Here is a 12845-nt window from a genome sequence, read left to right as displayed (position 1 = left end):
TCAACTGTTTTTATTGAAATCAGCGTCACAAGACCTAGCCTGATTTATAAAGGTGTTTCTGTCTGGACGTTTTCTAAGGCCTCATTAGCAGCTTTCTGTTCTGCTTCCTTTTTTGAATTCCCTGTACCCATTCCTGATATTTTTTCATTAACAATAGCTCTGGCTATAAAAACAGGACCGTTATCTTCTGTTACCGGGTATTCTTCGGTGATGAAATGGACGGGGCGCTTATTTTTTTGTCCCCACTCTATTAATATCGATTTGTAATTGGTATCATTTTCAACGATTTGTTTCAAATCAAGGTATTTGGTGAGAATACGGTTTCGGATGAATTTTCGTGAACTTCCGTAACCTTTATCAAGAAAGATGGCGCCAATAATGGCTTCGAGTGCATCGCCAAGGATGTGTGTTTGTGATATGTCTCCTGGAGGATGGAATTGTATCCATTCCTGAAGACCCATGTCGAGGGCGATTTGATTAAGATTGGCCCGGCTCACTATTCTGGAGCGGGTTTTTGTGAGAAATCCTTCGTCTTCTTTTGGGTAGAGGAGATATAATTCCTGAGCAACTACGGCTCCGAGAATGGCATCTCCCAGATATTCCAGGCGTTCGTTGTTAAGAGCTTTTCTTCTGTTTCGTCTGATAACAGATTTATGCACCATTGCCTGGTGATACAGGTCGGTATTGCCGGGCCGAATCCCGGTTATTGAATTTATAAATCTATAAAACTTTCTTCCCTTACGGGAAAAAAGTTTTATAGATTTGAAAAGCGGTATAAACACAACTTAATCTACTGCTTTAAATACCACACATGCATTGTGACCTCCAAAGCCGAAAGTATTCGACATCGCCACTTTTATTTTTCTTTCCTGAGCTTTTCCAACTGTCAAATTGAGTTTTGGATCAATTTCGGGATCGAGCTCAAAAAGATTAATGGTGGGAGGAACAATGCTGTTTTTCATTGCCAAAATCGATGCAATGGCCTCAACAGCCCCGGCAGCACCCAGCAGGTGTCCGGTCATTGATTTTGTGGAGCTGATACTCAGCTTATACGCGTGATCTCCAAATACCTTTTGAATGGCACGTGGCTCAGCGATGTCTCCCAGCGGGGTGGAAGTACCGTGAACGTTGATGTAATCTACTTCATCAGGACGAATATTTCCGTCTTTCAGTGCATTGGCCATTACTCTTTCAGCACCTTTCCCATCGGGGTCGGGAGCTGTTAAGTGATAGGCATCGGCGGTCATACCTGAACCTGCCAGTTCGCAATAGATTTTTGCACCACGTTTCACAGCGTGCTCATATTCTTCAAGAACCAGGGCACCCGAACCTTCTGCCATTACAAAGCCGTCTCTGTCTTTGTCGAAGGGGCGTGAGGCAGTGGCAGGGTCGTCGTTCCGGGTAGAAATTGCCTGCATGGCGTTAAATCCGCCTACTCCTGCTTCATTTATTGCAGCTTCTGAGCCTCCTGTAATAAACATTTCAGCCTTTCCAAGTCTGATGAGGTCAAAAGCGCTTGCAATAGCATGAGTTGAAGACGCACAAGCCGATACCGTCCCGTAATTGGGACCCCTCAATCCGTACTTCATGGATATATGACCTGCTGCAATGTCAGAGATCATTTTAGGAATGAAGAATGGATTAAAACGAGGTACTTCATTGTTCTTTACAAAAGAACGCGTTTCGTCGAGGAAAGTGATGATACCACCAATGCCTGCACCCCAGATGACGCCTGCCATATCCTGGTCTATGGCCTGGGGATCAATTTGAGCATCCCGGAATGCCTGCTCAGCTGCGATCATGGCAAACTGAGCAAACATGTCCATTTTTCTTGCCTCTTTGCGGTCGAAGTAATCGGTAGGATTGTAGTCTTTTACCTCGCAAGCAAATTTTGTTTTAAAATGGGTGGCGTCAAATCGAGTAATGGGTGCAGCACCACTTACTCCTTTTTGCAGGTTGTCCCAATACTCATCGATGGTTTTACCTATCGGAGTAATGGCACCCAACCCTGTAACTACTACTCTTTTTAACTCCATAACTGCTTTTAAAGTATAACTCTACTTTTTACTGATTACTTTGCATTTTCTTCAATGTAAGCAATGGCGTCACCCACTGTGCCGATGTTTTCTGCCTGATCATCAGGAATTGCAATGTTGAATTCTTTTTCGAATTCCATGATCAGCTCTACAGTGTCAAGAGAGTCAGCACCCAAATCGTTGGTGAAGCTGGCTTCGTTGGTTACTTCTGTTTCGTCAACGCCCAACTTGTCTACAATAATTGCCTTAACTCTTGATGCAATGTCTGACATAGCTTTAAATTTTAAGTTAATAATAGATAATTTGGTTTTAAAACAACTGTGCAAAGAAAAAGATTTGCCCAAAATAAATCAAATATTCCTCAAAAGAAATTAGTTTTCAGGCCTCTTTTTTCTAATTTTGACGGGGCAAAAGTACTAAAATTTCGTAAGATAAAAATTTGGGAATGAAGAATATTGTCTTATTTGCTTCCGGATCGGGCTCCAATGCCGAAAATATTGCGTTTTTTTTTAAAAACCGCCCCGGCGTTGAAGTTTCGTATATTTTGTCCAATCGTTCGGATGCCGGGGTTCTTCAAAGGGCAAAAAAACTGAATATCAAAACAAAAGTGTTTGACAAAGAGATGTTTTTTCATTCGGATGAGGTGCTCCGTTTTTTGATGGATTTATCTCCCGATTTGATTGTACTGGCAGGTTTTCTCTGGCTTGTACCTCAAAATATTGTTGAAGCTTTTCCAGACCGGATTATTAATATTCATCCTGCATTGTTGCCCAAATACGGAGGTAAAGGCATGTACGGTCAGCATGTGCACAGGGCAGTAATTGAAAACGGCGAAAAAAAACCGGTAATCACTATTCATTATGTGAACGACAAATACGATGATGGTGATATCATCTTTCAGGCACATTGTCCGGTGAAGGAAGGAGATACTCCTGAGACCCTGGCAGAGCGGGTTCACCGTCTCGAGTATGAACACTATCCCCGGGTGATTGCACAAATTCTTGAGAAACGGCAGAGTCCCGCTTGAAAAAGTGTGTTCTGGTAAGGCTGTCGAGTTTTTGTTTCCAGGGTTTAATGTATTCCAGGTATTCAGGTAATTGTTCTTCTTTAATTGGTTCTACCGGCGGTGCTTCAATGGTGAGGGGATCGATGGCTCTCCCGTATTTATATACCCTGAAGTCGAGGTGTGGCCCTGTAGCAAGACCTGTTGAACCGACATAGCCGATAAGTTGCCCCTGAGTTACCATCGTGTTTTTCCGGACTCCTTTGGCAAACCCCGAAAGGTGCATGTATACAGTAGTGTAAACACTGTTGTGACGAATTTTTATAAAATTACCACCTCCTTTGGTATCCCAGCCTTTATGGGTGATACGACCATCTCCCAGGGCATAGACGGGGGTTCCTGTTGCAGCGGCATAATCGACCCCGTGATGAGGACGTCTGATTTTTAACACGGGATGCAAACGACTGTTGCTAAACCTGCTGCTGATGCGCGAAAATTTAAGTGGTGCTTTCAGAAATGCTTTTCTCAAACTTGCGCCTTTTTCGTCAAAGAAACTCATCACGCTATCCTGCTCATAACGAAACGCATAAAAAGGATTACCCCTGTGATGAAAGTAGGCTGCATGTATAGGCCCAATGCCTATTGAGGCACTGTCAACGTATTGCTCGTCATAGATTACCGTAAAATGGTCGCCCTTTTCCAGCCCGAAGAAGTCTACTGTCCAGGCAAAAATATCGGAAAGATCGAGTGCAAGATTTGGATTTAGCTCGTTTTCATATATGGTGTTCCATAAAGAGGTTTCGATAACCCCTACCGTGGTTTTCCTGTTATATTTCACCTCTTTGTGGTCGCGGTAGATAACAGTATCTCCTCGAAGTGACATGACCATGTATTCAATGGGGTCGATCTCGTAAACAAACCATACCGGTATCTTCAGAGAGTCTTTTTCTTCGAAGAAAATGGTGTAACGGTTGCCTGCTTTCATTTTCCTCACATCGAAAACATCCTTCGATGCCTGCGCCAGGTTATGTATCACGGAGTAATCGACGTTGTGGTCAGACAAAATAGTGGCAAGGTTTTGTGCATAACGAACTACGCCGTCTTCGATAATGAAAGAATCTTTTTCTATTCCGTATAATTTTTCGGGAGGCGGGGGCGGAACAACCACTAAGTTGATGCTATCCGTAAGTAATGCGGTGTCAGGCGTTCTGATACCACTGAAATGGCGATAACACCAAAATGTTGAAAAGCCCAGAAGGGATAATACGATGAGTCCAATTATGTATTTTTTCTTCATACTTTTTTTGCTGGGTATTTCCCCGTTTTAATTTCGGTCGGTTAATTCTGCTTCAATTTCGGTCAGAGGCTTACGTTTCTTTTCACGTATTTTTAAACGGTCGTATCCTTCTCCGAAAATACCCATTACATTACCCATAGTAATGAATGCTTCAGGATCGACACTTTTTATGATTCTGAATATAATGGATGATTCTTTTTTTCGTGCATAAACCATGAGTACTTTAATTTCTTCTCCCGTATAGCCTCCAATAGCCGGAATAATAGTCAGTCCTTTTTTCCCGGTATAAACAATTTGTTCGGCAAGCTCTTTATGTTTGCGGGAAAAAATGAAAAACTGTACGGTTTGTTTGTTACCCGAAATTACCAGGTCGATTGCATAAGCAATAACAGCCATGGTCATAAAACCATAAACCATGGTTTCTATTGAGCAGAAAATAGGATAGGCCGACACTATTATGATGGCATCCATCGCCAGCAGAAGTCTGCCCATGCTGATGTTGTAATACTTATTGATGATACGGGCAATAATATCGGTACCGCCGGCACTTCCACCGTACGAAAAGACAAGTCCACCGCCAATTCCACTTAAAATGCCGCCGGTTACGGCTGCCATCATCTTTTCGCCTACCAGGGGTTCGCTGGTGAATATATTGCTGAAGAAAGAGAGAAAACCTGAAAATACTACAACACTATAAATGGTTTTTATTCCAAACGAGGCCCCAATGGATTTGATAGCAATAAGAATAAGGGCAGCATTGATTAACAGACTGCTTAAACCCACATCTATGTCGAAAAGGAAAAAGAGAATGCTGGAAATACCGGTGAGACCGCCACCTACAATCTCACTGGGAATAATGAACCCGGTCCAGCCAATGGAACCCATTGCCAAACCGGCAGTGATGATTATATAAGATCGAATCTCTCTCCAGAGGTATTCTCTGTTCATTCGTATAAAAATTATTTGTTAAGGCCTAATGGAACTCGCATGCAAGAACTTATACATATTCTTATTGTGGTTTACCTTTCTATGCTCATTTCATCTTACATCTTATATCTAAAAATCTAATGATCTATTATGGCAATCCTTGCCATGCTCGTTTCATCAGTATAAAATTAGTCTAAGTTGTTGGTATGATGCAGCTTGCATGATTGATTTTTACGACACAACAATGTTTATGATCTTGCCTGGAACAATAATCACTTTTCGGATGGTTTTTCCTTCTATCCATTTGGCGGCTCCTTCATGTTCCAGGGCGGCTTTTTCTATCTCAGCGTTGTCTGCTTGGGCAGGCATTTCCAGTTTAAATCGCATTTTTCCATTGAAAGAAACAGGGTAGATCACGGTGTCATCTTTCAGATATTTTTCTTCTGCCAGGGGCCAGGTGGCATCAACAATTGAATCATTGTGTCCGGATAAGTGCCAGAGTTCTTCCGTCATGTGCGGTGCAAATGGTGACAGAAGTACCAGCAACGGCTCCAGAATGGCCCGCTTATGGCATTTCAGGTCGCTGAGTTCGTTAACACATATCATGAAAGCACTGACACAGGTGTTGAAGGAAAAGCGCTCTATATCGTCAGTGACTTTTGAAATAGTTCGGTGCAATACTTTAAGCTCTGCCTTTGAAGGTTCCTCATCGGTTACAAGTATGTTATCATCACGATCGGAAAATAGTCTCCAGGTTTTGCGAAGGAATTTATGTACACCGTCAATGCCGTTGGTATCCCAGGGCTTGGATTGCTCCAGAGGGCCAAGGAACATTTCATAAAGGCGAAGGGTGTCGGCACCGTATTGCTCAATGATGTCGTCGGGATTAACCACGTTGAACATTGATTTCGACATTTTTTCCACAGCCCATCCGCATACATATTTATCGCCCTCCTCGAGGATGAATTCGGCATCTTTGTACTCGGGATTCCATTTTTTGAAGGCATCGATGTCGAGGATATCGTTGTTTACGATATTCACATCAACGTGAAGGGGGGTGACGTCATAATCATTCTTAAGATTGTAAGATACAAAGGTGTTGGTACCTTTGATTCTGTAAACAAAATTGGAGCGTCCCTGTATCATTCCCTGGTTGACGAGCTTCCGGAAAGGCTCCGGTTTGCAAACTACTCCAAGGTCGTAAAGAAACTTGTTCCAGAAACGGGAATAGATAAGATGTCCTGTTGCATGTTCGGTACCGCCAATATAAAGATCAACATCCTGCCAGTACCGGTTGGCTTCGGGACTGACCAGCATCTGATCATTATGGGGGTCCATATAGCGCAGGTAATAGGCTGATGATCCGGCAAACCCGGGCATAGTATTTAATTCAAGGGGATATCCTTCTTTGGTTTTCCAGTTTTTGGCGCGTCCCAACGGCGGTTCTCCTTTGTCGGTGGGCAGATATTTGTCGACTTCGGGAAGTTCCAGGGGAAGTTCCGACTCATCAAGTGTGTAGGGCATTCCGTCCTTGTAATAAACGGGGAATGGTTCGCCCCAATAACGTTGACGGCTGAAAATAGCATCGCGGAGTCGGTAATTTACTTTCACTTCACCAAGGCCTTTTTCGCGGATGTACTCGTTGGTCTTTTCTATGGCTTCAGGAACATTCAGACCATTCAGAAACCCGGAATTGATCATGTAGCCTTCTTTGGAATCTCTTGCATCGTCCCATTTGTCTATATCGCCGGGTTCTTCTCCCCGGGGAACGACAACCTGAACAATGGGCAGATCAAAAGTACGGGCAAAAGCAAAATCGCGACTGTCGTGAGCCGGTACCGCCATAATGGCTCCTGTTCCGTAACCGGCCAGAACATAGTCACTTACCCATACAGGAACTTCTTCATTGTTCAGGGGATTGATGGCATAAGCTCCTGTAAAAACGCCGGTCATTTTTTTGACTTCCGACATTCTCTCCCTTTCGGTGCGTTTCCTGGCATCCTTTATATATTGGTCGACTTCGGCTTTTTTGTCGGGCTTAACTATTTTATCAACCAATTCGCTTTCAGGGGCCAGTACCATAAAAGTAACCCCGAATACTGTGTCGGCCCGGGTGGTGAAAATTTTCATCTCCACATCCGAATCTTTTACGGGGAAAACCATTTCAGCACCTTCGGAGCGGCCTATCCAGTTCTTCTGGATTTCCTTGAGCGATTCTGTCCAGTCAATATTGTCCAGTCCTTTGAGCAGACGTTCTGCATAAGCAGAAACTCTGAGTGACCATTGGCGCATCACTTTTTGTTCGACCGGGTGCCCTCCCCGAAGTGACACCCCATCCTTTACTTCATCGTTGGCCAATACAGTTCCAAGTGCCGGGCACCAGTTTACCATTGTGTCGGCCAGATAAGCAATACGGTAATTTAGAAGCACTTCCTGTTGTTCTTTTTCGCTCATTTTTTCCACTCTTCGGCAGAAAAATTGAGTTTTTGCGAAGATGCAGCATCTACATCCTTTGTGCCCGAAGCATTAAATTTTTTAATCAGTTCTTCAATTGGTAGTGCTTTATCGGCTTTATTGTCGTAATAGTGATGGAACATTTTAATAAAAGCCCACTGGGTCCAGTGATAGTATTTGGGATCGCAGGTTTTTACTTCTCTGTCCCAATCATAAGAGAAACCAATTTTGTCGAGCTGTTCGCGATATCTTTTTATATTGTTTTCGGTGGTTATGGCCGGATGTTGTCCGGTTTGAATGGCATACTGCTCGGCTGGAAGGCCGTAGGCATCGTATCCCATGGGATGAAGCACATTAAATCCGGAAGATCTTTTGTACCGGCTGAAAATATCGGATGCTATATATCCCAGCGGATGTCCCACGTGCAACCCTGCTCCGGAAGGGTAGGGAAACATGTCAAGAACATAGTATTTGGGACGGTTTTTGTCAATATCAACCTTGTAGGTTTTCTGGTCTTTCCAGTGTTTTTGCCACTTCTTTTCGATCTCTTTGAAATTGTACTCCATGGTGTCTTCTATAGTATTTAATTTTTAGTGTCTGTCCATAAACAATAGTCCGTTAAACTTTTACCAACGATTTTAAGACAATTGTTTGTATTTAAAATACAAATTATCAGTGCCTTAATGTTCATCTTGTATCTTAAATCTAAAAATCTGACGATCTATTGCATAAAGCGCCATTTCAAAAAATCACTTTGTCTCGATCTTGTGAAAAATAGCTTTTTAAGGAACAGACTCAATTATCTTATTATGCTATTGTTAAAGCTGCGAAAATACAAAAACTTTGAGACATCCTGGCAATAGCCTCCAAATTCAAAAGCAGGCTAAGTGATCAGTTGATTATTCACTCTCTGCTCTTCTGGATATCCACATTTCATGGCCTGCCTCTTTGTTGCAGACCGGAGCCAGTATGGTTTCAATTTTATATTGCTGCGCCTGCTCATCTGTCAGCTGATGCATCCAGCCAACCCTGCTGCTTTGATTGGAGCCAGGGCCGGTATTTCCATATTCAGAAAATTCGGCAGTCTGGTCGCGGTCCGTATCCTTCCAGTTTGCCCAACCCTGAGGATGAATATGATTGCCCATGTAACAATTCAGGAATGCTACCCTGGCATAATCGCGCCATGGCCTGCCAAGAAAAACCTTCTTAACCGCGTCACCTGCGGTAAGTCTACAATCGAGGAAAACAAAGCCGAAATCTTTCCATGCAGGAGTACTGGCAGCTGTAATGTAGGAATTGGCCAGGCTGCGGATTTCGCAATCTTCGAATAAAACGGTGGCATCGCCGAAAATAAAGTCGGTTGTTCCTTCGAAATAGCACTGGCTAAAGTATTGGCGGCTGCTTTCTCCTGCACCATAAAAGGTATCCTGGTGCCCAAGTATGCGACAATTTCGGAATACAACCCTGTCGCCTGTTAAGTGAAGCGCTACGGCTTGCCCCACATCTCCCGCCGTGTTTCGAATGGTCAGATTCTCTGCATAGAAATCGTTGGCATCCACTTTCATCGTGTAGGTGTAAAATGTGCTGTTGCGCCCCTTGTCGATCTTTTTAAAATGATCGTCCCAGGTAATGATGGTTTTTTCCGGGTCCTCTCCAATAATTGAAAGATGAGTATTAAAAGCCGGGATATTCACTTTTTCTTTGTATGTCCCTTTCTTTACATAAATGGTAATGCGCCTGTCGGGAAACGCTTTCGTGTCATAAATCGCCTCCTGAAGAGTCATGTAATCACCGCTCCCGTCTTTGGCAACGGTGATTTGTGTGTCATAAGAAGCGTTTGCTTCCTGAAAAATGAATAGTATCAGAAAAAGTAATGACAATAATTTGAAACGTTCCATGTAGAGTGAGTCTAAATTGTTGATTTAATGTAGTATGTTTGTTACTTGCTGCTGTGATGACAAATATGGGAAAAAAGATATAATCTCGCTAAATTTCAGATATGTTTTCACTACTGTCCGACAAAAATGAAAAAGCTTTTTAGGGGTACACTAATTAGTCCCCGTCTATAAACTTTCAAAAAATTTTTTCAGCATGTGTGTCTGTTCAGAAAGTGCCAGTTGCAAGGCTTGCGAAGCCGCCAAAAACGGAGTTTACTTTTCGTAAATGAGTATTTTGGCGGCGAGCGTAACACAGCAAATGGCACTTTATGGACAGACACTAATTACGTGCGTTCTGAATACATATACAAAGTGCAGGAGTAGATTCGCTTAAGGAGAATAAGTAATTTAAAAAAGAAATATTCGCAGTTTGTCTTTGATGAAAAAACAATGACGATGTCACAGGTCGATTCCGCTTCTTTTAATTCTGCTTATGAGAAAAGAAATGAGATAGATTTTACTAACTTTAATAACCAATTAAAAAAAGTGCCATTAGCTGAACGGGGTTTCGTCATAAATGACATATATCCTAAATCGAACCGGGAGTACATCGAAGAAACCATATATTTAAAAAACGACTCATATTTAGCCAGGAGAGCGGTTGTGGAACAGATAATTGAATTTGCCAAAAGAAAATTTCGAAGCGTTCAAGAATAATGTTCGAGCGGAGTTTGTAGAAAATATGGAGTTCCCCATTGAGGACAGTTCTCTGATTATGAAGTTGGAAATACTGGAAAACTACGCCGGAACAGAATATGATGATATTTGCATCTCCGAGGTTTTCTTTAATGACAGGTTTGTTGCTCAACGATCCGGTTCTCATCCGCCAATTGAGAGAGTTTATGAAAACAATGATCAAACCGCCTTACTTTTGGATGATGCTGAAGCAGAAGGGAAGGTAGTCTTGAGAGATTCTTCGCGAATCGTATCACTCATGCAGGTTTCATCCGATAAACAATGGGGCATTATCACAACCATGCCATTAGAGATAGAAGGCAGGGCAGAAACACTTTATCACCTGATTGATTTAGTCAACCAGGAGGATGTAACCGTGCAAATTGAAAAAATTTCCGGCAAGAGTGTATCTTTGGGGATGGTCTTTGAAGAGGGAGACCATGATCAATTATATCTCGACTATTACGACGGGAAAATTGAGCTGAAGTATTAAGAGCCATGAAAATACAAGGAATTAAACAAATCGCTCCTTCAAAAGAGCAACAGAAAATGGCCCGTTATGCCAAGGCACTCGGGCATCCTGTAAGGGTGTATATTATGCAATTGCTGGCCAACCAATCGTGTTGTTACAGTGGCGATCTTTCGCAGGAGCTTCCCATTGCAAAATCAACTTTATCACAACATCTTAAAGAATTAAAAGAGAGCGGACTGATTCAGGGGCAGATCGAGGCGCCCCGGATTAAGTATTGTGTCAATAGTGAGAATTGGGAGGAAGCCAAAAAGTTGTTTAAAGATTTTTGGTCGCTCTAATTTTTTAATATATTTGTTCGTGATTTTACGAACTACGAACTATTTGTTTTTAAAAAGCAGAAAACTATGGATATAAAAGTTTTAGGTACAGGGTGCCCAAAGTGCAAAACCCTTGAAAAATTAACGCGTGATGCGGTAGAAGAACTGGGAATTGAAGCCAATATCTCAAAGGTGGAAGACATCATGGAAATCATGCAGTACAATGTTGCTAAGACCCCGGCACTTATTGTAGATGGCGAAATTGTAGTCAAAGGAAGTGTACCCTCTTATGATGCGTTGAAAAAGATGCTGAGTTGAGTACATAAGGTTATTGAAAAAGATAATGGAATTAAAAAAAGAATTAAAAATATTAGGCTGGATTATCGCGATATTTCTTTTTGCATTCTTCATGCCATTGGGTAGTGCGCGTTTTCAGGAAGCCATTATGGCCACTTTTGACCTTACCAGGTGGTATGCACAGGAGCATGTTATTCTATGTTTGTTGCCTGCTTTTTTTATTGCCGGAGTAATTGCCGTATTTGTCAGCCAGAGTGCGGTGATGAAATATTTTGGAGCAAATGCAAAAAAATGGCTGTCTTATTCTGTTGCTTCAATTTCGGGAACCATTCTGGCGGTTTGTAGTTGTACCATACTCCCGCTTTTCTCCAGTATCCATAAGCGTGGAGCTGGTCTGGGGCCTGCCATTGCTTTTTTGTACAGCGGTCCTGCCATAAATATCCTGGCCATTATCCTTACTGCCCGTATTTTGGGAATTGAAATGGGGATTGCCCGAATTATTGGTGCGGTGATTTTTGCCGTAGTTATTGGTTCTGTTATGTCGCTCATTTATCGCAAAGAAGAAAAAGCCAAACGCGAAGAGCAGATGAATTTTCCAAATGTACCGGAAGAACGTCCCATGTGGCAAACCGCTTTCCACTTTTTTACTCTGGTGCTGATTTTGGTTTTTGCCAACTGGGGAAAGCCGGGTGATGACGTAACCAGTGGCGGATTTTACTGGCTGTGGGCCAATAAATGGTACATCACTTCTTTCTTTTCCGTCTTATTGGTTTTCTCACTCATTTTCATTTTAAGACTAAAATGGCAATATGTGGTTCTTGGGACAATTGTTACCGCAGCGTCAGCATTTTTAACCAAATCCCCGCTTGTACCAATGGTAGTGGGTATTGCCGTCCTAAGTATTATTACTCTGACTGATAAGAAGCATGATGAAAACCGGGAGTGGACGTTGTCGGCCTGGGATTTCACCAAACAAATTATGCCGCTATTGGCAATTGGGGTTGTGGCAGCCGGATTTTTACTTGGCTCTACACATGGCAATACAGCAATCGCCGGAATTATTCCCGAAAGCTGGATAACGTCGCTCGTTGGCGGTAATTCTGTGTTTTCTAACTTTTTTGCTTCAATCGTAGGTGCATTTATGTATTTTGCAACGCTTACCGAAGTACCCATTCTTCAGGGACTGATGGCTGCCGGAATGGGAAAAGGTCCGGCATTGGCATTGCTGTTGGCCGGCCCGTCATTGTCATTGCCAAATATGCTGGTTATTCGCGGAGTGATGGGAACACAAAAAACTTTGATGTATGTTGCACTGGTAGTGGTTATGGCGACTGCTTCGGGACTTATTTTTGGTAGTTTGTAGTATTACAATAGTCTGTAAGAAAAATTGATCGTTAAAATAGTTTTAAACGCAGAGATGCAATGACGCA

At 42.5% G+C, this 12845-nt stretch carries 12 protein-coding genes and 1 pseudogene; 5 read left to right on the top strand and 8 right to left on the bottom strand.

Features of this window, described 5'->3' with window-relative positions; genetic code table 11:
• Positions 1-44: 44 nt before the first annotated feature.
• Genes rnc through OQ5_RS0109750 form a run of 3 tightly spaced genes read right to left on the bottom strand, consistent with a single transcriptional unit; the run spans position 45 to position 2308 of the window.
• Positions 45-782 carry a ribonuclease III gene (gene rnc, locus OQ5_RS0109760; protein ID WP_016777321.1) on the bottom strand — a complete coding sequence of 246 codons (738 nt, stop codon included), beginning with the start codon at positions 780-782 and terminating at the stop codon, positions 45-47.
• Positions 783-785: 3 nt separating this feature from the next.
• Positions 786-2036 (bottom strand): beta-ketoacyl-ACP synthase II, encoded by a 1251-nt coding sequence (gene fabF, locus OQ5_RS0109755; RefSeq protein WP_016777320.1) that lies wholly within the window; start codon positions 2034-2036, stop codon positions 786-788.
• Between the two features lie 35 nt (positions 2037-2071).
• Entirely contained in the window at positions 2072-2308 is a 237-nt protein-coding gene (locus tag OQ5_RS0109750; protein WP_010421658.1) for an acyl carrier protein, read from the bottom strand.
• 173 nt (positions 2309-2481) lie between these two features.
• Here OQ5_RS0109750 and purN point away from each other — a divergent pair, with 173 nt between their 5' ends.
• Positions 2482-3063, top strand: coding sequence for a phosphoribosylglycinamide formyltransferase (gene purN / locus OQ5_RS22475; RefSeq protein WP_026055214.1), 582 nt, complete (start codon positions 2482-2484; stop codon positions 3061-3063).
• A 127-nt stretch (positions 3064-3190) separates the two neighbouring features.
• Here the strand turns inward: purN and OQ5_RS24525 are convergent.
• The 5 genes and pseudogenes from OQ5_RS24525 to OQ5_RS0109720 all read right to left on the bottom strand — a co-directional run.
• Positions 3191-3922 (bottom strand): annotated as a pseudogene (locus OQ5_RS24525) (peptidoglycan DD-metalloendopeptidase family protein); the annotation flags it as partial.
• A gap of 441 nt (positions 3923-4363) precedes the next feature.
• The gene (locus OQ5_RS0109730) at positions 4364-5284 is read right to left on the bottom strand and encodes a YitT family protein (RefSeq protein ID WP_016777317.1); all 921 of its coding nucleotides are present in this window, start codon (positions 5282-5284) and stop codon (positions 4364-4366) included.
• Between the two features lie 210 nt (positions 5285-5494).
• The gene (leuS, locus tag OQ5_RS20735; protein ID WP_369688191.1) at positions 5495-7717 is read right to left on the bottom strand and encodes a leucine--tRNA ligase; all 2223 of its coding nucleotides are present in this window, start codon (positions 7715-7717) and stop codon (positions 5495-5497) included.
• On the bottom strand, positions 7714-8283 hold the full coding sequence (locus OQ5_RS25285) for a class I tRNA ligase family protein (protein ID WP_369688190.1): 570 nt from the start codon (positions 8281-8283) through the stop codon (positions 7714-7716). Before OQ5_RS25285 ends, leuS begins: the two co-directional genes overlap by 4 nt.
• Before the next feature lie 333 nt (positions 8284-8616).
• The gene (locus OQ5_RS0109720; protein WP_016777316.1) at positions 8617-9615 is read right to left on the bottom strand and encodes a pectinesterase family protein; all 999 of its coding nucleotides are present in this window, start codon (positions 9613-9615) and stop codon (positions 8617-8619) included.
• 661 nt (positions 9616-10276) lie between these two features.
• Between OQ5_RS0109720 and OQ5_RS0109710 the strand changes: the two genes are divergently transcribed.
• The 4 genes from OQ5_RS0109710 (at position 10277) to OQ5_RS0109695 (ending at position 12778) form a co-directional block, all read left to right on the top strand.
• Positions 10277-10822: a hypothetical protein gene (locus tag OQ5_RS0109710; RefSeq protein ID WP_141638870.1), complete on the top strand. Its 546-nt coding sequence runs from the start codon at positions 10277-10279 to the stop codon at positions 10820-10822.
• A 5-nt stretch (positions 10823-10827) separates the two neighbouring features.
• Positions 10828-11139, top strand: coding sequence for an ArsR/SmtB family transcription factor (locus OQ5_RS0109705; RefSeq protein ID WP_016777313.1), 312 nt, complete (start codon positions 10828-10830; stop codon positions 11137-11139).
• A 66-nt stretch (positions 11140-11205) separates the two neighbouring features.
• Complete coding sequence (locus OQ5_RS0109700) at positions 11206-11436, top strand: thioredoxin family protein (RefSeq protein ID WP_016777312.1); 231 nt, start codon at positions 11206-11208, stop codon at positions 11434-11436.
• A 25-nt stretch (positions 11437-11461) separates the two neighbouring features.
• Positions 11462-12778, top strand: coding sequence for a permease (locus OQ5_RS0109695; protein ID WP_016777311.1), 1317 nt, complete (start codon positions 11462-11464; stop codon positions 12776-12778).
• Positions 12779-12845: the final 67 nt, after the last annotated feature.

Source organism: Anaerophaga thermohalophila str. Valhall (assembly GCF_000250735.1).
Classification (GTDB): Bacteria; Bacteroidota; Bacteroidia; order Bacteroidales; family Marinilabiliaceae; genus Anaerophaga; species Anaerophaga thermohalophila_A.
The sequence above is the reverse complement of the archived record's forward strand: the minus strand, read 5'-3'. Positions and strand labels throughout refer to the sequence as shown.